The sequence below is a fragment of the Sphingobacterium sp. KH_072 genome (assembly GCF_057837975.1).
Genome location: NZ_CM174457.1, coordinates 811,892 through 830,950, shown reverse-complemented (window position 1 = coordinate 830,950; position 19,059 = coordinate 811,892). Strand labels below are relative to the sequence as shown.

Genomic DNA, 19,059 nt, shown 5'->3' with positions numbered 1-19,059 from the left:
TGCTCCAATCGGTAGTGCAATTTGATAGGATGGACATAGAAAATTTCGTTTAGCTCAGGTATGGATAAGGTCAAAACAGCTCAATTAATTGGTAAGGCAATACGCATTGTCAATACACAAGCTTATTACGATTTTTTATTACGCTTATTCTCTACACCACCAGAGAGCAAAACTAAGCCTTCGGCTTCCTCCGTAGCGTTTGATACGGCTACCATAAAGCTTCCAGGTTATGCAAAAACAACGAGTTTCACATTATACAAAAGGTTAGCTTCGCGGCAAGTTATCATTTTCGCGCATGGTTGGGGCGGTAGCATCCAAAACTACAAGTACTTTTTTCAGCACGCAGTTGATCGCAACATCAGCATTATCGGATATGATGCGCCAGCGCATGGTGCTTCTGCCGGGAAAAGAACACATATACTCGAATTCAAAGACTCGATAAAATACTGTTTAAACGAGGTTAAAGACTACGAACAAATCATTGTAGTCGGGCATTCGCTAGGTGCAGCCGCAGCAACGTTGGCAATTATGGAATCTCCCGATATTAAAATAGATAATCTGTTCGCTTTAGCGGCTCCGTCGGATCTAAGAAAGATCTTCGATGATTATATGACGTTGATGAATGTATCGACCAAAGATGTGTTGAAAATACATGCTTATGTAAAGCAGAAAATACAACTAGACTTTGATAAAGATAATTGGCGCAAAAAATCAATTCCAGACCACTTGGCTAACGTGACTTTAATCCATGGCAAAAAGGACAATATCATTAAGACACGGGCAATTTTGTCTTTGGCTGTTCCATACAATAATTTTTATTACTACTTATTACGTTCGCTGATGATTAATAGATATGCCTCATCGGAAATCTTCGTTTTGTGACAAATGCTCTAATATAAATAAAATCGTAAGACTTCACTTTAGTAGACGACTTACACTACGCATAGTAATTGTAGTTAACATTCTATTATTTATAGATCTTTGTGTCATTAAAAAAATTTAGCATGTATTACTATAGTACTCCCTTTTTGCTGGACAGCAATAGTTCAAACTTAAGTTTATTTACGACACTTTTTTATTATTTTGATAGAATACCTGATTTGGGGTAAAATGGTCCATAGACTGATGTCTTCTTTCCGTATTGTAAAATTCGACATACCGTTTCACACCTTGGAATAACTCCATGCCACCGTTAGGTGGGTTCAAATAAATGTATTCCTGCTTCAATGACCTCCAGAACCTTTCGATAAACACGTTGTCCAGCGCTCTTCCTTTTCCATCCATTGATATACTCACACGATTATCCTTGAGGACTTTGGTAAAGATCGGACTGGTAAATTGTGAACCCTGATCGGTATTGAATACTTCAGGAGTGCCGTGCTCTGCTATTGTTTCCAACAGCACATCCCTGCACCATTCCACCGTCATGGTATTAGAGATACTCCACCCCACAATCTTTCGACTATACACATCTATAATGGCGAACATATACATGAAGCCTCTAAACATAGGAATATAAGTGATGTCGGCCTGCCAAACTTGGCTTGGCCGCTCTATCTTTAAGCCTTTGAGTAAGTACGGGTATTTGTAATGTGTTGCATTTGCTTTACTTAGGTTCTTCTTTGGGTAAATGGTCCGAAGGCTCATTAGCCGATATAAACGCCGTACGCGCTTGGCATTTATACGATACCCTAGATCTTTGTTGAGATACGCAGTCATCCGTTCCACACCGTAAAATGGACAGTCCAGAAACTTGCGGTCAATTAGCTTCATGATGGACTGATTCAACAAGGATTCACCTTTAGGCTTGAAATAATAGAAGCTACGCTGAAGATTCAGCAGCTTACACTGCCCCACAATACTTAGCGGTTTATATCCTGGGGAAACAAGTCCGCGCCTTTCAATCATGCTCATTTCCCCAATACCTTTTTTAAGAAATCAACTTGGATCTGAAGTTCACCAATCTTGGAATAAAGTTCTTTCTCTTTAGACTCTTCTTTCTGTGTAGGTTTCTCTGAACCGAACACCGTGTCAGCTTTCTCCAGAAATTCCCGTTTCCAAGCGGTGATCTGTGTGGGATGAAGGCTGTATTTGGAAGCAAGTTCCTGCATGGTACTAACTTCTTTAAGGGCTTCTAAGACTACTTTGGTCTTGAAAACCGGACTGAATTTTCTACGCTCTTTTTTCATTTTCAACTGTTAAATTATCGAATTTAATCAGCTGTCCAATATTTGGGGAGTATTATATACAAACAGATCAAAGACTTTCTAAGGTTGAAAGCCTCGGGCGAAATGGAAATCGCATTGGTTAGATTGTTTACTTTAATGCTGGGTGCCAATGTACTTAAAGGTTTAATCTATCTATACGATTCATGGGTAAGGTTCAATGGTGAAGGAACGGGACGATCCATCAGACTTATTATCACATCAGCTATATTGATGATAGTGATTAAACACTTTCATCGCCATCTAAATATATTTGTGCATTATGCGGTAATTTCTACTATCTTACATATTTATTACCGAACGTTTAATGAGGACATTGGTATTGATCTGGTCGCTGTCCAGGCAATCTTAATGGTGATGATTAGCAGTTTTTATGCGCTCGGTCGGAAATGGGGCACATTTTATTCCAGCATGGCTGCGATCTGCTTCCTTGCCGTAGATTATATTCCGTTGAGAATGCATACGTTACAGGCATTACCCTCAAATTTAAATAATATCTACATTTTTATTAATTGGGTAGTCATAGTCCTATCACATCGTTATTTCCACAAAGTACTTTTTGATAGTCTCAAAAATAGTCAAGAACTATCTCGTCAGAATTTCGTGTTAGCTGAAAGTCGCAGTAAATTTCTTGCGACTATTTCGCATGAGTTACGCACCCCCCTGAATTCGCTTATTGGTATCGCCAATCTTATAAAGATAGATCGGAAAGATAAAAACCAAAACGAACTTTTGGAAAGCTTAAATATATCAGCCAAAACCCTTCTATCTCTTATTAATAATGTTCTTGATGTACATAAATTAGAGGCTGGCCAGGTGGAAATTGAGCAAACTATTTTTCAAATTGACCAGCTCATTCAGCAAATTGCTACTCAGATGCGATATAATGCAGACTCAAAAGGTATCGCTTTAAAACTAAGATTATCCCCGCAACTTGAGGATCTTAGTGTTAAGGGAGATCCCACTAGGATAAGACAAATTGTGACAAATCTTTTGGACAATGCTATAAAGTTCACTCACGAAGGAGAGATTAATCTCCATATATATGAAATCGAAAAGACCAATAAATCCGTACGATTACACTTCGAAATTACTGATTCAGGTATAGGTCTTACTCAGCAGCAACAGGAAACGATGTTCAACCCCTTTCAACAGGCTGATCCGAGTATCAACCGAAACTATGGGGAACAGGATTAGGACTTTCCATTGTTGATCAGCTATTAAAAATAATGGACAGTAAGATTTTCGTTAAAAGTCAGCTAGGAAAAGGGACGCGAATGTTTTTTGAGATACAATTTCCTATTGCATCGAAAGGTGAAGAGACACCAATATCTGAATTGAAAACTGCCTCCAATGGTTTGCAGGGATTAAGAATACTCCTTGCTGAAGATAATAATCTAAACATTTTTTATATGAATCGCCTTTTTGAATATTGGGGTATTTCTGCCGATATCGCTTCTAACGGAGTTGAGGTTATATCACTTATGAATAGAAACGATTATGACGTAATCTTAATGGATATTAATATGCCGATAATGAGCGGAATAGAAACAACGATTGAAATCCGCAAAATGCATGAGAAAAGAAAATCAAATATATATATTATTGCCCTAACAGCTTCAATCACATCTGACATAAAAGCAAGAGCGCTGGAGGTTGGTATAAATGAACTAATATATAAGCCGTTCGAGCCTGATAAGCTTTTCAATAAATTAGCAGATCTTATTCAGGATGTTCGCTTAGGGCGTAGCAGACCGAATAAAAACTCAGAAATCACGTAGTTAGTGATAACGTAACAGTAACTTAAAACTACATCGAGGTAGGTTGTATAAAAAGCAAAAGTATATTGGATCAGTGAGCAGAAATAACCCTGATACTGGTTTTAGAATGTTTAAATGAATATTATTGGACATAACATTCTAATTCTTTAGCTACCTACCAAAATGATATCCCAACTTAAATATTTTTGTTTTAAAACTTCAAAATAGAAATTACAGAGTTTAGATAAGATATATGTAACATTTAATATCGCAAGGAATAGTAAAATATATAGGACTATTTCTATAGACTTACTTGTAGGTTTCATTATTTCTGTGATGGCCAACTGTCTATGGTTGAGATACAAAGCTTTTGCCTCAACGGAATGATGTGTGTATAATTAGGTTTAGCGACTGAACTGATCTGAATTTATAAAGCTTCCCACTTACGTCACAAGATTGAATTGATTTCGAGTAAAGAGGAGCATTCTGCACAAAACTACCTTAAAAATTTTTACCATCAAAATACTACACACACATTTAAAATTTCTTGTAGCAAATGGTCTACAAGATACTGCACCGCTCTGCTGGATGACCATATTATGTGATTAATATTATGGTGAGTCCAAGTTATAGCGAAAACATATTTACTTGGCATATTTTATAGCATTTCAACAACTCCTAATTGATACAGTTTAGTTTTTTGTTCGGTAGAATCCGATATAGTAAATTTCGTTTTGTGAGACAGCTAAGTGTTGACCTGCTTCGTGAACTATAGCCGAATTTATCGTCACCAGCATTACGACCATTCTGATAGGTCAATTATTGGTTACTTATATAACAACGCCTGATGTGAGGAACATCAGGCGTTGTTATGTTTATACAGTCTGAATTCGAAGCATTGGTTTGATCAGACAATATATGAATTCAACTCGTAATCTGCACAAGCACTATTTATTGTACTCTTCATCACTTACCTCTTCAAGCCATAGTGTTTCACCATTCTCGCGACTAGTGATTGCTACCTGTACAAAGTGGCTATGATCGCTTGCACCATGCCAGTGCGGCACGTCTGACGGACATTTCATGACTTCGCCTTTTTTCACGATTACTTTTTCTTTGCCTTCTTCCTGATAATACCCCTGTCCATCAATGGCAAGAATAATCTGTCCAGCTGGATGTGAATGCCACTTAGTTCTTGCTCCGGCTTCAAAAGTCACACTACCCACAGCAGTCTGATTTATACTGTCCGCGTCCACTAGATTCTTTAACCAGACTGTCCCTCCGGTAAAATTGGAGCTGTTTACTTTTTCCCCTCTTTCAAATACCAATTCGTTCTCCGCAGGCATATTTCCTGATTTCTGTGCATCGGCATTATTTGACTGTGTCGTATTGTCACAAGCTGCGACTATCATGGCAATAGCCAATGGTGCGAGTTTTTTAAGATTTTTCATTTCGCTATAGATTTTAAGATTAAACAATTATTTAAGTGCAAACGCCATAACAGAGCCCGATGGGTTTTCTTTTATGCCACCCACTCCAAGGGTAATAAATTGCTTGCCGCCAATAGAGAATGAGCAGACATTGGCATTATTAGCGGCCGGTAAGGATGTTTCCCAAACCATCTTGCCCGTTTTTTTATCAAATGCCCGCCATGCACGTGTAAAAGCTTCTTCTATAAAAAAGTGGTCTATTCATTTCAATTCTTGTTAGCAGTTGCTCCTTTTTTAGCAATTCGTTCATTATCTTCATCAGCAATCTATTTATCTAATCCTTTCTCGGACAACCATTTCGACATGACATCAGCCACATCTATATTGTTCAGATCCGAAAAAGGAAAGTGGGTATTACCTTTAAGTCCGATTTCCGGTAGATGAACAACCGTCACATCACCGCCATATTTATTGACCGTATCGCGCCACTTCCTTGCCATTTCCAATCTTGCCCTCCATCCATCGGCACCAGGATTGCTGGCATCGTATTTTTCTGGTATAAAATCTCCATAGTAGATGACGATAGGGATTTTTGTTAATTTTTTAAATTCTTCCTGTGAAATTGCTGTAGCCTGTAGTGGCCCTGCTGAACTTTCAATAGGTGCTGGCAATTCTCCCTCAGGGAACAAGAAGCCCGATCCGGGTTCATAGGATACAATAGCCTTTACGTTTGGACTCTTAATGGCGGATATCCATCCAAATCCTCCAGAATGGGAATGGGTTACCAAAATCAAAGGCCCTACCTTTTGAGCAAGAGCGGCAGTAGCATCTGTGACAATTTCCGGATCAATAGGTCCGATGCTCGGAGCCATGGATCGGAAATATTGATTAAGCGTTTCAGGGTCTTTGGAGAACTGAACACCGGGAAAGTAATCCGGCCAAACCCCTACGCGAAATGTACCGAACCAGTCCTGCTCATCGGGTGTTGGTGATATGGTTGCTTTTACCATACTTCGGCTGGCATTTCCACGTCTTGGCTGGTCGATTACGTACACACCAAAGCCTCTTCTTAGAAAAATGTTCTGAAATCCATCTCGACCATCTGGCGTGGTCTCCCATGTTTTGGAAAACTGACCTATACCATGCCAGAACACCAATGGCAACTTTTTGGCATCCACAGGCTTTTGATAAAAAACGTAAGCGTGATCACCGTGGTAGGTCTGTCCATCTGACGTCCGTTTCACAGGATCGTACTTACCGGGGTTTGTGATCACACTGCCACCCGCTGCAAAGCTTCCCTGATCTTCCAAGATTATGGGATTTTTCCTTTGTACTGTCTGTGCAGAAATGCTACCACTAATTGATAGTGATAGCATAAATCCGAATAAAAGAGATGGTTTATTCATTTTGACAAATTTGCAATTCATTTCTACTTTAGATTTTCTTTAAAAAAACCTTCTAACTTATCGACCGCTTGTGATACATACTCGGGTTTCCAATAGGTTTCGATATGGGCTGCTCCTTCAATAACAAACAATTCCTTACTCTTAGCATTGACCGCTTTCGGGAATGCCTCGTCTGTCATATATTTTGTATCCGAATTCCCTCCAGCCATCATAAGCAACGGTTGATCAATCAATTCGATCTGATCGGTAGCATCCCAAGCCATTAGGTCAAGCAGACTGCTCGTTGTGTATAAGAATGTAGAATTGGGATGTGCATGTGATCTGTAATAGTACGCATACCCATCGCGGTAAAGGCCCGCCGGAGTTTTAGCGATTTCTTCATCTGTGACGCTAGCTACACCTGAAAAAAGAATCTCGCCACCAGCTATTTCTTGTGCACGCGCGTCAGTCGCCTGTTTCAAACGTTCCTCAATGGTGTTCAGCTGTGAGTTCTTAAAGCCATTACGTCTTACCTCACCTGAATTGAACATGCTTAAAGTAGCTACCGCTTTAAAGCGCTTGTCGGACTGGGCTGCTTTCAAGGTATAGCCACCACCACCACAGATACCAAAGGCTCCTAGCCGGTTCGCATCAACCCCCGGATATTGTGAGATAAAATCAGCCATCCCGTGTATATCTTCTGTCCGGAATTGCGGTTTATCTGTATGGCGGGGTTCTCCGCCGCTTGCCCCCTGATAAGAGGCATCAGCCGCAATGGTAATGTAGCCTGCTTCTGCCAGATGCTGTGCATATAATCCCGCGGTCTGCTCTTTTATGCCACCGTTTGGATGGGCTACAGTAATTGCTGGGTATTTCTTAGAAGCATCATATCCTGCGGGCGTATAAACATTTGCTACTATTTCTATACCATTTAATTTATATTTTACCGGATGGATATTTACTTTTCCTTTTTCATTGTTTGTTAAAGCACCTTCGTAAACCAATGTATAGGGATTGGTTTCGTACCGTTTTTCAGTCGATTGCGCATTTGCCATTTCTGTCGTTGTTATTAGCATTGATAATGCAGCTATTGTTGTTAACTTTTTCATAATTTTTCTTTTTAAAATTTTACTTCTTATTTGCCAAAACCTCGTCTAACACTTTTTGGGTAGCATCGCCTTCCTTTTCGCCGATGGCTTGTTTAATAACAGCTACGAATTCCTGAAGCTGAACTGGCGTTAAACCAACATTTAGCGAAAGATTAAAATGTGAGCGTAACATAGGCTCCACGCCACCAATACCGCTCAACACCGAAATGGTAACCAATTCTCTTTGCTGATAAGTCAGTACATCACGTTCAAAAATATCGGCAAATAGATGCTCTTTCAGAAAGACCTCCATTGTAGGAGCAAATGCCGCATATCCTGTTTTGGGACCAATCTCAGCAACACCGCTCAGCTCTTCCAAAATCGCCTTACCACGCTCATACTTACTTCGGTTATCGCTAATGGGCGACGCATCAGCTCCCAATACATCTTCAATTCCTTTGGCCTTTCTTTCGTCCACGACAGCCATAAATGTCTGTAAACCCCGAAGACTACGTGGGAAACCGGCATAAGCATAAACATGCATAAGCGTTTCCTTAATTTGGTTGATGGTTAATCCGGCATCTAAACCTCTATTTAACTCATCCGGGAGTTTTGAAAGATCTCCCTTACCGGTTAAACCCGCGATGCCGACAATAGCCTTTTGCTTGCTATCCAGATTTTTGCCGACTGTAGTTTGTGCATTTACAGCTGTTGCAAGAATTATCGTCATAGCAACCAGTGTTGATTTTATTTTTCTTGAAGTGTTCATATCCATTTTTATTAAACTTTTGATGTGTTATTTTCGCTTATTACAAGCTACTTATACAAAGTTCCTGATACAAACGGAGGATTAAGTATATGTATTACGGATATTCTAACCAATATTACCTTTTCAGCAATACAGATATTTATATATGAAGTAATCTCGTTTTCTTGCACCGATTGCTGGTAGGATTTTATTGGAATAGCATGCGGTGTTTGAAATACTGTTTATTATCATTCCCAAGCAAAATGGCAGACCCTTAAGGTCTGCCATTTTACCATTAATTGACTACTTATGAATAAGATGAGTGTCCGTTTGCACTTATTAGACCAAAAGTTCAGCTACTGGCTATTTGTTGCTAGTGCTACTCATTTTAACCGGGCGCAGCAAACGAGAGAACGTAAGCGATCCCATCTTCCACTGGCCATCTTCTTTAATATATACCTCGGTTACCATGAAGGGGTTGATAACCGTATTATCCCCGACTACGGCTTCCAAATCGATATCGTTTAATACAATAGCTGTGTTATCGATAAAATTTACAGTTGTGGAATAGGTTTCCGTTTTTTTGTACCATATATTTCCACTTTTAATAACATCGATTTCCTGCTGTTTACCCCAAGTTCCGCCCATGTGGATAAACATTGATTTTTCGTGAAAGAGATTGCTCAGGGTGTCCACATTCTTCTGGGACATCCACTGCCATTTATCATTAGAAAGTTTTATGATTTCTTTCTCTCCTGTCGCTTCCTGTGCGGATGTTAATTCTGTACCCATGACTGTTAATAGTATTGCAAAAATTAATGCTTTCATATTCAATGATGATTTAACGTTTATGTTTTGTAGTTCGTTGTATTATCGCAGGAGCGTTTAATCTAGGAGTCCTATCTTTTGTAGCCACTCGTGGACTTCGGACTGTACGACTGTTTTTTGTTCTCCATCGATCACCAAAAACACTTCTTCCTTTTCTTTTCCTCCTCTGGTTGAAAAACCTTCTAGCACCTCACTGTCTGGAGACAACTGTTTCACCGTGTCAAAACTGCTACCAATACCATATCCGGCATTGGTGTTAAACGGAACAATAGTTTTTCCGCTTAGATCATATTCGCTCAAAAAACTTTTCATCGGTGGAGGTAGCTGCATGCCCCAAGTTGGGAATCCAATGAAGATCACATCATACTCGTCGATATTTGTAAACTTTGTTTTCAAAGGAGGGAGGAATCCTCGTGAATTTTCATCAGCAACCTGATCAACGGTTGTCTGGTAATGTTCAGGATAAGGCGTGATCAGTTCTAGGGCCACTAGGTCACCACCTACATATTTGTGAATAATGTCAGCGACCGCTTTGGTGTTTTTTGTTCTAGACAGATATACGATCAATACCTTTTGGTCGTCTTTGGACTCAGTATTTAATGTCTGCGAATTTTCTTCTATAACAGGGCCTCCTGCCTGGCAGCAGGTGCACAGCAAATACAATACGCTCAGTAATAGTCCACACTTCATCGATATCTTCATAACATGTATTTTACTTCGTGTCCAATTTCTTTTCGTTTAGCCATTTAGATAGTTCGTTCGCTACCTGCGAATTGTTAAGGTCGGAAAATGGGAAATGGGTATTACCTTTTATACCAACTTCTGGCAGGTGCACCACTGTAGCATCTCCCCCATGTTTATTTATCGTCTCTGCCCAGAGCCTTGCCATTTCCAGCCCAGAACGCCAATGATCGCTGTTCCATACATCTGTCGGTGAATCGGCGATATTATCACCATAATAGATTACAATGGGTATCCGTGTAAGTTTTTCAAAATCAGCTAGTGCTATTTCCACACCACTTAAGGCACCAAAAAGTCCTGTGGAACTTATGGACTGTGGCAATTCACCTTGTGGGAACATGAAGCCGCTATAAGGTTCGTAAGCCACGATTGCCTTGACGTTACTGTTTTTGATAGCAGTCATCCAACCTGGGCCTCCTCCCTGTGAATGGGTCACCAATATCCCTTCACCAATTTTATCGAAGAGTTTAGAAATAGCATCCGTTATAATGCTAGCGTCAAAATCACCCGTGTTGGGTGTCATCTGCCTATAAAACTGTTCCAGTGAAGCTGAATCCTGTGGAAACTGGACATTTGGAAAAAAGTCCGGATAATTCCCCAACCTGAACTGAGTAAACCAGAACTGCTCATCTGCTATAGGCTTGATGGTCGCCTGAGTAGTACTTTTACCAGCTTCACCGCGCCTTGGCTGATCAATCAAATAAGTCGGGAACTTTTGCCTAAGGAAAATATTCTGAAATCCCTCTCGGCCATCAGGTGTAGTCTCCCAAGTTTTCTTGGACTGCCCAGCGCCATGCAGAAAAACAATCGGAAACCTGTTTGCATCCTCCGGTATCTGGTAGAAAGCATAGGCATGGTCACCATGAAAGGATTGTCCTGCTGAATTTAGCGCATCCTTAACGTCAAAGGTGCCTGGCTGGGTTAACTTTGTACCACCGACCATAAAACTGCCCTGTTCCGTGATGGCGATAGTATTGCTTTTCTTTGCCGTAACACAGGATGAAAAACATATGGTTAAAGCTAAAATTATGGATGCATCAGTCAGGACTAACGTAAATGTTACACCTTTCTGGTTTTCTTCATCCCGGTGTCTATTTTTTATTCTTATCATATTTGAGCTTAATTTTTCCATAAATTACCTATTTACCAACTCTGTTGAGCAACTCTTCAGAATACCGTGCGCCCACGATCTGAATATTTTTAGTTGCTGCTGCTATGGCATTCAATTCCGCTTCGTCCAGGTGCACATTCACCGCTTTGATATTTTCCTGTAGGCGATGTAGTTTGGTCGTTCCCGGGATAGGTACGATCCACGGTTTTTGAGCGTGCAGCCATGCTAATGCTATCTGTGCTGGTGTAGCATTATTTGTATCCGCAATTCCCTGCAAAAGATCAACTAGTACTTTGTTTGCCTTTCTATTTTCTACTGAAAACCGTGGTACCGTATTTCTGAAATCACCATCCTCGAATATGGTGCTCTCACTTATAGCACCCGTTAAAAACCCTTTTCCTAGTGGAGCAAACGGAACAAAGCCTATTCCAAGTTCTTCCAAGGTTGGTAAAATATCTTTTTCGGGATCACGGAAAAACAAAGAATATTCACTCTGTAATGCGGATAGTGGATGTACAGAATGTGCCTTGCGAATCGTTTCCACGCCTGCTTCCGAGAGTCCCCAATGCCTGACTTTTCCTTCTTTTATTAAATCTTGAACGGTTCCAGCAACATCTTCAATTGGAACATTCGGGTCAACCCGATGCTGGTATAACACATCAATGTAATCGGTTTTTAATCTTTTCAATGATGCTTCTGCAACCGCTTTGATTGTTTCGGGCCGGCTATCCATTCCTAAATCCGGCTTGCCATCTTTAAAACCAAATTTTGTTGCGATGATTACCTCATGACGAAAAGGTGAAAGGGTTTCTCCAAGCAACTCTTCGTTAGTGAAAGGCCCATAGGCCTCTGCCGTGTCAAAAAATGTAATTCCCTGTTCGTATGCGTAGCGCAAGAGATTTATAGCCACATTTTTTTCGGTCGGTTGCCCATAACCGAAACTCAAACCCATACAGCCTAAGCCTATTTCTGAAACTTTTAATCCTGTCCCGCCTAATTTTCTCTCTCTCATAGTGCTATTAATTTATAAGCGATAATTTGGTTTGTGCCGAACGAGGGGACATATAATGTACTTGTTTCTTTGTCGTAACAAATATCGTTAGACATTATTCCGTCGGTACGAGTATCTAGTAATACCTGATTTTCTCCGTTGGTATTCATATAGTACAAGATACCTGTGTAGTTACTAACAATAAATTCGTCCTTTGCTATCATTGCCAAACCGTCCAATCCACTTTCAAAACCATCTGCAATAACTACCTTTATTTTATTTGGTTTCACTTTTCCAAAGCAGGTAGATCCGACAAAATATAAATCGTCTTCAATAGTGAAAAGCCCGTTTGCTCCCGTTATTCCCTTCACATATTCAATGGGCTTATCATTCTCTATTCTCCAAATTATCCCTGTTTGCGTATCGCTTACATAAATAATGCCTTTAACATCTATTGCAAGGTCATTTAACAATTTTGCGCCTTTAATTGGGATGTGCTTTATTATAGAACCATTTGTAAGATCTATAACAGCAACGGATGTATTTTCTGCCGTATAGAACAAGCCTCCATAAATTGCTGAGCCTTTATTGGCCTCGAGGTTAGTGGCTACATTTTCGTTTATGAATTTACCATTAGTATCCATTTGCACAACTTTTCCCGAGGCCATACTTGAAACATATAGTTTTTGAGAATTGTTATCAAACAAAACCGACTCAGGCCCTTTTAAGATCGCCGAATCTGACTCCCACAGCTTTTCTAATTGATATTGTGCAGATACGGACAAGGTGATTGAGCAGACACAGATTAAAAACAGTATTTTTTTCATTTTTCTATTTTTTTGAAGGCGCTTCCACTTTTGAAAACGGTAGAACACTATCTGGTAGCCGTTGTCCTTTGATTTCAATAGCAGTTATCTGGTTGTTAAAATCATTCAACTCTTCAGCCGTGAATTTTATACTATCCGCAGCTATATTCTGTTCCATATGAGCCATTTGAGTTGTTCCCGGAATAGGAACAATAAATGGTTTTTGACCCTGTAACCACGCCAGCGAGATTTGAGCTGGTGACGCGTTTTTTTTCTTTGCCCAATTTTTAATCAAATCGACCAATTTTAAGTTTTCTATAAGATTTTCAGGTGAATATCGAGACGTATTTGCTCGAATATCTGTCGGTGCGAAACGAGTATTTCCGTCAATACTTCCTGTAAGAAGCTGACAAGCTAGTGGCCACCAAGGCACAAAACCAATACCTAACTCTTCACACAACGGAATAATATCCGTTTCAGGTTCTCGCCATATCATAGAATATTCGTTTTGAATGGCCGTAAGAGGTAATTCAGCGTGAGCCCGTCTTACAGTTTTCAGTCCGGGTTCTGACAATCCCCAATGCAATACTTTACCCTCTTTCATTAATTCTTGAACTGCACCCGCTACGTCTTCAATAGGAACTTTGGGATCAACTCGGTGTTGGTATAGCAAATCGATGCGATCCGTACGCAGTCGTTTCAACATTCCCTCAACCGCAAGCTTGATATGTTCAGGTTTGCTGTTCAGTCCTGGTAACATTTTACCAGTGTTTAGATCAATGTTCCAACCGAATTTTGAGGTGATCACTACTTCATTCCGAAAAGATTGAATGGCTTCGCCCAAAATTCTTTCATTTTCGTGCGGTCCATAGGCTTCTGCAGTATCATAAAATGTTAAACCTTTATCATGCGCAGCTTGAAGGATTTTTATCATATCTGGGCGATATGGTACAATGGAAGTATATTTTCGGTGCATGTTCTGAACACCGATCCCTATGGCAGATACTTCAAGATTTCCTAATTTTCTTTTTCCGGAAAGCACTGCCGAATTTAAAGCCTCTTTATTTTTTGATTCTTCATTAGCATAAGAGGCCCGTAAGGGTGACGGTGCTATAGTACTAGCAACAGTTACTGCTCCAGCGAAAAGACCATTTTTTAGGAAATTCCTGCGATTGACGGTGCTTCCCCGTTTATCGATATTTAAATTTTCACTTTCCATAACTTTATTATTAAGCCATTTTATACTCGCTTAGCCATTTTACCATGGCTGGATCGCGGTGATCAAAAAATAAACTTGAGTTGGTATCTAAACTACCTATGATCTGCATATCCTCACTTGAAAGATGGAAATCGAAAGTATTGAAATTTTCTACCATGCGTTCTTTGCGAACCGATTTGGGAATAGCTATGACACCTCGTTGAGTCAGCCATCGCAGTATTACCTGGGCTACCGTTTTATTGTATTTAACTGCGACCGCTGAGAGAGCACTATTTGTAAAAATGTCATTCTTACCTTCGGCAAATGGGCCCCATGATTGGATTTGCACATTATTTTCTTGAAGAAATTCATGAACCTCAACCTGTTGATGAAACGGATGCGTCTCAATTTGATTTACTGCCGGGACAAAGCCACTATTTGCAATGAGATCCATGATCCTGTCGGAATGAAAGTTGGCTACGCCGATCGCCTTAATTTTACCTTCATGATACAATTCCTGCATCGCTTTCCATGCTCCAAAAATATCACCATATGGTTGGTGAATTAAATACAGGTCAAGATAATCCAATTGCAGTTTGTCCAGTGACTTCTGAAATGCGGCTTTTGTCTTTTCATAGCCAATATCCTGTACCCAAACCTTGGTAGTAATAAACAGGTCTTCTCTGGCAACGCCGCTTTTTTTAATGGCGTTACCTACTGCTTCTTCATTTTGGTATGAAGCCGCCGTGTCAACCAATCTATACCCTACTTCAATTGCCTCTAAAACAGCTTTTTCACATTCAGTAGCGTCAGGAATTTGGAACACACCAAATCCTAGTATGGGCATCTCTGTTCCGTTATTTAACTTTACCTTTTCCATTATTTTAATACTTTAAATCTTACTTATTACAAAATTCCGATTTGATTTCCAACGCCTTTGTATACGTATTACTTATTTACATACCATTATTACTGTTTAGAAGGAAGTGAGCTCAGAAAAGACACTTCATTTCTTAATTTTGTAGTATTCAACAAAAAGTAAACGTTATGGACGAGACCATCACTTTTCGCACGATACATGAATATAATCTATTCAATAACAACGAAACGCTTCATCCACTTGTAAGTGTCGTGGATCTGGAGAAAGCCGATCCACGGCAGTTTAGAAGACTTCAATATGAGTTTTACACCATTATTCTTAAAAAAGTTCACTGCGGCGATCTTAGGTACGGATTAAATACGTATGATTATGAAGAAGGTACTTTAATCTTTTTAGCGCCAGGTCAAATCATTGGAGATCATAAGGACGAGTATTACCAGCCCCAGGGAACTGCACTTGTTTTTCATCCGGATTTACTTCTGGGCACACCGCTTGGTAAAATTATAGCGGACTTTACTTTTTTCTCGTATGCTGTAAATGAAGCTTTGCATCTTTCCGAAATGGAACGCAAAACAATACTGGATTGCTTTGCCAAAATCCAATATGAACTTAAACACAGTATTGATAAACATAGCAAAAGACTTATTGTGTCAAACATTGAACTGTTCCTAAATTATTGCGAACGGTTCTATGATCGTCAGTTTATAACACGGGAAAATGCAAACAAAGGTGTATTAGAACGATTTGAGCATTCGTTAAACAGTTATTTTTCAAGTGAAAAACCCTATACGCTGGGTCTACCGCTCGTAAGTTATTTTGCGGAGGAATTGCATTTATCTGCAAACTATTTCGGTGACATGGTTAAAAAAGAGACGGGTAAATCTGCTCAGGAATATATCCAGAATAAAATTATCGAAATCGCTAAAGATAAGATATTCGAAGCCAACAAGACAATTAGTGAGATAGCTTACGAATTGGGTTTCAAATATCCTCAGCATTTTAGTAGGCTATTTAAACAACGTGTTGGTACTACTCCTAATGAATACAGATCCTTAAACCTGAATTAGTTATTGGTCTCTACCGCTATGATCTTTTTAAAAAATATTATTTTGCGAGCGTCCTATTAGTTATTTCCTGAAATACAGATAACCTAGCTTTTTTCTTAAGTAAATATTTAAATCATTTTATATGAATGAATTAAAAAATACGGAATACTTATCATTTAATGATGTTGTCAGACTTAGAAGATCGTGCAGGCAGTTCTTATCAAAGCCTTTATCGCCTGAAATCATCAAAACCCTATTAGAGGATGCTCAACAAACGCCTTCGAATTGTAACACTCAGCCTTGGAACGTACATATAGCATCTGGCCAAAAGCTTGAAGATCTATCAAATGCCCTATTGGAGGCGAACGATCAAAAACGTTTTTCGCCTGATTTCAGTTTCGAAACTAAGGAATTTTATGGTAGTTATCGTTTGAGGCAGCAAGAACAAGGCAGAATATATTACGAAACTCTCGGGATTACACGGACAGATTCTGATGCAAGGAAGAAAGTAGTAGATAGAAATTTAGACTTTTTCGGAGCTCCGCATGTAGCACTACTTTTTATGCCATCATTCGGCGATAACGTTCGTTTTGGAGACAACTAATAAGTTTAAGTTATCAAATCGGCATAATTCATTTTGTCATATCTGACATGTAGATCACGCAATGATAAAAAGAGAAATCAATGCAGAATTGATCTTATCTTGTTTATAAAATTGTCAATCTCGAAAGGCTTGCTAATAAAGGCATCGGGAGAACAATCACTTTTAAGAGCAGTGTAATTTGCATGCGCGCTCATCATAAGTACTGGAACTTCGTTGGCAGAATGCTTCTTAATTTCATTACATAAATCAATGCCAGAACCATCAGGAAGACTTACATCAAAGATGAATAGATCAGGAATGATCAATATATCCCTGCTTTTAAACTTTTTCACATCAGCAAATGATTTTACTTTGTAGTGCTCATCTTGAAGTATTATCTAAAATACGTCTCTAATTCCCTCATCATCCTCCACTAAATATATCGTTCTCATAAGCCTCCAACCTTCGTAGAACACTAGCTAATCATTTTAGTTTTGAGAAACTTACGTATTTTGTACTTTTACTTAGCTAACTTTTCGTTTTTCATTTTAAAGGACTTTATCAATCTAAATTTAGTGGAATCTGAAACCAAAAAGAAGTTCCATCCACATTAGAACTATTTACACCTATTTTTCCCTTGTGCTTATGAATTATTTCGGAACAAATGTAAAGGCCTAGACCTACACCCTTAGCATTACTTTCCTTGCTGTTTTTTTGCCAATATCGATTAAATACAAGCGGAACATCCTCTTCGGAAATACCCGGCCCAAAATCTTGAACTGAAATAGTAACAGACTCTTTTTCTTTTACTGCAGATAAAATGATTTCTTTACTATCTGGAGCGTATTTAAATGCGTTATTTATGAAGTTTACTATAACTTGTTCCAATCTGTTCTTATCTGCATTAACTTGAACATCTAAGCCATTGATCTTCAGCTTAGCTTTGTCTACCTTGCTAAGGTGTGCAGTAGAGTCCGTAAGCAGATTGTTTACCCAAAAATTAGCTGTATTCAAAGTAATATTACCATCTGCATATCTTCCTGCATCCAAATATTCTCCTAGCATTGAATCTACTTTTTGCACGCCTAGATGACATGATTCTATTAACCTAACAACAGTTTCATTATCTATTTTAGATTTCATCTTCTGCAGCATTTGCACGCTAGCTTTTAAAACCGTTAAAGGAGTTTTCAACTCGTGGCTAGCAACTGACAGAAACTCATCTTTTTTAGCTTGATAATTCCTTTTCTCTGTAATTAGTTTGGTAACGCCAATTATTCTTACAGGATTTCCTTCTTCGTCATATTGCGGGGTACCGTTTGACTGAATCCATTGGATTGAATCATCTAACCACTTTATTTCATATTCTACGTTAAATGATTCTTTGTTATTTATAGCTGATGAAATCGTATCACTGAAAACTTTATGGTGCTCAGGCAATATACATTTGAGTAAATCACTGTAGCTAAAGTCGATATCAGTTGGCTGTCCAAAATTAACTTTGCACTGATCACTACAAGACATTAGACCAGTGGTTAAATCTAAATCGTAACTCCCCAAATTGGCTGCTTGGAGTGCATTTGCTAGTTGTGCTTTATTAAGCTGTAATTTTTTGTTGACAGATTGGATTTCTAAATTGTATTCTTCAAGTTGTTCGTTAGTGGATATATACTCCTCGTTTAGCGCAGTTAACTCATCATTTGTTGTTTGAAGTTCCTCGTTACTCGCTTTAAGTTCTTCGTTAACGGCAGCTTCGCTTGCTTTGCGTCGTGCAACTTCTTCCCATGCAGACTTGCGATCTGTAACATCAGTAGCGGTATGTAATAAAGCATAAGTTTTACCATTATTATCAAGTAGTGCCTTATATTGGAAATCAAAGTAGCGGGTAGTGGGAATACCATTTATTGTGATATCTGCACGCGTTTCTAGAGCGTCATAAGTTCCACCAGTTCTCCAAACATTGCGTAGAAGGCCATCGAAACCTTGTACTATATGCTCCGGAAAGATTTCACCAAACCGATGTCCTGTCAAATCTTCAGTACGGCTCCATATATCTAGCATTTTTTTGTTTGCTACTGCTATATTTAGATCCTCGGTATTATAAATTGCAACAGCATGTGGCATATCATCTATGACATGCAAAAGGCCACTCAAACTCACATTCATACAAAACAATATAGAATACAAATATACCTATTCGTTGCATGATTTGTATAAATAGCTTTTATAAGGAGCATTA

21 protein-coding genes are annotated in these 19,059 nt (G+C 39.1%); 5 read left to right on the top strand and 16 right to left on the bottom strand.

Features of this window, described 5'->3' with window-relative positions:
- Window positions 1-60: 60 nt before the first annotated feature.
- Window positions 61-882: an alpha/beta hydrolase gene (locus AC3IRT_RS03985; protein ID WP_489395145.1), complete on the top strand. Its 822-nt coding sequence runs from the start codon at window positions 61-63 to the stop codon at window positions 880-882.
- 180 nt (window positions 883-1,062) lie between these two features.
- On the opposite strand, the gene AC3IRT_RS03980 is transcribed toward AC3IRT_RS03985, so the two are convergent.
- Together AC3IRT_RS03980 and AC3IRT_RS03975 are read right to left on the bottom strand one after the other, a co-directional pair.
- Complete coding sequence (locus tag AC3IRT_RS03980; RefSeq protein WP_489393126.1) at window positions 1,063-1,914, bottom strand: IS3 family transposase; 852 nt, start codon at window positions 1,912-1,914, stop codon at window positions 1,063-1,065.
- Window positions 1,911-2,189: a transposase gene (locus AC3IRT_RS03975; protein ID WP_489393147.1), complete on the bottom strand. Its 279-nt coding sequence runs from the start codon at window positions 2,187-2,189 to the stop codon at window positions 1,911-1,913. The genes AC3IRT_RS03980 and AC3IRT_RS03975 overlap by 4 nt, the downstream gene beginning before the upstream one ends.
- Window positions 2,190-2,291: 102 nt before the next feature.
- Here AC3IRT_RS03975 and AC3IRT_RS03970 point away from each other — a divergent pair, with 102 nt between their 5' ends.
- A complete protein-coding gene (locus AC3IRT_RS03970; RefSeq protein ID WP_489395144.1) occupies window positions 2,292-3,422 on the top strand; it encodes a sensor histidine kinase in 1,131 nt (376 codons plus the stop codon).
- Between the two features lie 32 nt (window positions 3,423-3,454).
- On the top strand, window positions 3,455-4,006 hold the full coding sequence (locus AC3IRT_RS03965) for a response regulator (RefSeq protein WP_489395143.1): 552 nt from the start codon (window positions 3,455-3,457) through the stop codon (window positions 4,004-4,006).
- Window positions 4,007-4,932: 926 nt separating this feature from the next.
- Here the strand turns inward: AC3IRT_RS03965 and AC3IRT_RS03960 are convergent.
- From AC3IRT_RS03960 to AC3IRT_RS03905, 12 genes are all read right to left on the bottom strand, one after another.
- Window positions 4,933-5,436, bottom strand: a complete 504-nt coding sequence (locus AC3IRT_RS03960; RefSeq protein ID WP_116776360.1) for a cupin domain-containing protein — start codon at window positions 5,434-5,436, stop codon at window positions 4,933-4,935.
- A 27-nt stretch (window positions 5,437-5,463) separates the two neighbouring features.
- Window positions 5,464-5,661 carry a hypothetical protein gene (locus tag AC3IRT_RS03955; RefSeq protein WP_489396099.1) on the bottom strand — a complete coding sequence of 66 codons (198 nt, stop codon included), beginning with the start codon at window positions 5,659-5,661 and terminating at the stop codon, window positions 5,464-5,466.
- Between the two features lie 80 nt (window positions 5,662-5,741).
- Window positions 5,742-6,821 carry an alpha/beta hydrolase gene (locus AC3IRT_RS03950; RefSeq protein ID WP_489395142.1) on the bottom strand — a complete coding sequence of 360 codons (1,080 nt, stop codon included), beginning with the start codon at window positions 6,819-6,821 and terminating at the stop codon, window positions 5,742-5,744.
- Window positions 6,822-6,844: 23 nt separating this feature from the next.
- Window positions 6,845-7,909, bottom strand: a complete 1,065-nt coding sequence (locus tag AC3IRT_RS03945; RefSeq protein ID WP_116776109.1) for an alpha/beta hydrolase — start codon at window positions 7,907-7,909, stop codon at window positions 6,845-6,847.
- Between the two features lie 19 nt (window positions 7,910-7,928).
- On the bottom strand, window positions 7,929-8,618 hold the full coding sequence (locus AC3IRT_RS03940) for a carboxymuconolactone decarboxylase family protein (protein WP_489395141.1): 690 nt from the start codon (window positions 8,616-8,618) through the stop codon (window positions 7,929-7,931).
- Between the two features lie 381 nt (window positions 8,619-8,999).
- Window positions 9,000-9,464, bottom strand: coding sequence for a nuclear transport factor 2 family protein (locus AC3IRT_RS03935; RefSeq protein ID WP_489395140.1), 465 nt, complete (start codon window positions 9,462-9,464; stop codon window positions 9,000-9,002).
- Between the two features lie 57 nt (window positions 9,465-9,521).
- Entirely contained in the window at window positions 9,522-10,166 is a 645-nt protein-coding gene (locus tag AC3IRT_RS03930; RefSeq protein WP_489395139.1) for a flavodoxin, read from the bottom strand.
- Window positions 10,167-10,176: 10 nt separating this feature from the next.
- A complete protein-coding gene (locus tag AC3IRT_RS03925) occupies window positions 10,177-11,148 on the bottom strand; it encodes an alpha/beta hydrolase (RefSeq protein WP_489395138.1) in 972 nt (323 codons plus the stop codon).
- A gap of 196 nt (window positions 11,149-11,344) precedes the next feature.
- Window positions 11,345-12,328, bottom strand: coding sequence for an aldo/keto reductase (locus AC3IRT_RS03920; protein WP_489395137.1), 984 nt, complete (start codon window positions 12,326-12,328; stop codon window positions 11,345-11,347).
- Window positions 12,325-13,134, bottom strand: coding sequence for an SMP-30/gluconolactonase/LRE family protein (locus AC3IRT_RS03915; protein ID WP_489395136.1), 810 nt, complete (start codon window positions 13,132-13,134; stop codon window positions 12,325-12,327). Before AC3IRT_RS03915 ends, AC3IRT_RS03920 begins: the two co-directional genes overlap by 4 nt.
- 4 nt (window positions 13,135-13,138) lie before the next feature.
- Window positions 13,139-14,332 (bottom strand): aldo/keto reductase, encoded by a 1,194-nt coding sequence (locus tag AC3IRT_RS03910; protein ID WP_489395135.1) that lies wholly within the window; start codon window positions 14,330-14,332, stop codon window positions 13,139-13,141.
- A gap of 10 nt (window positions 14,333-14,342) precedes the next feature.
- The gene (locus tag AC3IRT_RS03905) at window positions 14,343-15,191 is read right to left on the bottom strand and encodes an aldo/keto reductase (RefSeq protein WP_489395134.1); all 849 of its coding nucleotides are present in this window, start codon (window positions 15,189-15,191) and stop codon (window positions 14,343-14,345) included.
- Between the two features lie 167 nt (window positions 15,192-15,358).
- On the opposite strand from AC3IRT_RS03905, the gene AC3IRT_RS03900 reads away from it, so the two are divergent.
- Window positions 15,359-16,258, top strand: coding sequence for a helix-turn-helix domain-containing protein (locus AC3IRT_RS03900; protein ID WP_489395133.1), 900 nt, complete (start codon window positions 15,359-15,361; stop codon window positions 16,256-16,258).
- A gap of 121 nt (window positions 16,259-16,379) precedes the next feature.
- A complete protein-coding gene (locus tag AC3IRT_RS03895) occupies window positions 16,380-16,841 on the top strand; it encodes a nitroreductase family protein (RefSeq protein WP_489395132.1) in 462 nt (153 codons plus the stop codon).
- A gap of 77 nt (window positions 16,842-16,918) precedes the next feature.
- Here AC3IRT_RS03895 and AC3IRT_RS03890 read toward each other — a convergent pair whose 3' ends face one another.
- Both AC3IRT_RS03890 and AC3IRT_RS03885 read right to left on the bottom strand, forming a co-directional pair.
- Window positions 16,919-17,215, bottom strand: coding sequence for a response regulator transcription factor (locus AC3IRT_RS03890; protein ID WP_489396098.1), 297 nt, complete (start codon window positions 17,213-17,215; stop codon window positions 16,919-16,921).
- 166 nt (window positions 17,216-17,381) lie between these two features.
- On the bottom strand, window positions 17,382-18,986 hold the full coding sequence (locus tag AC3IRT_RS03885) for a sensor histidine kinase (RefSeq protein WP_489395131.1): 1,605 nt from the start codon (window positions 18,984-18,986) through the stop codon (window positions 17,382-17,384).
- Window positions 18,987-19,059: the final 73 nt, after the last annotated feature.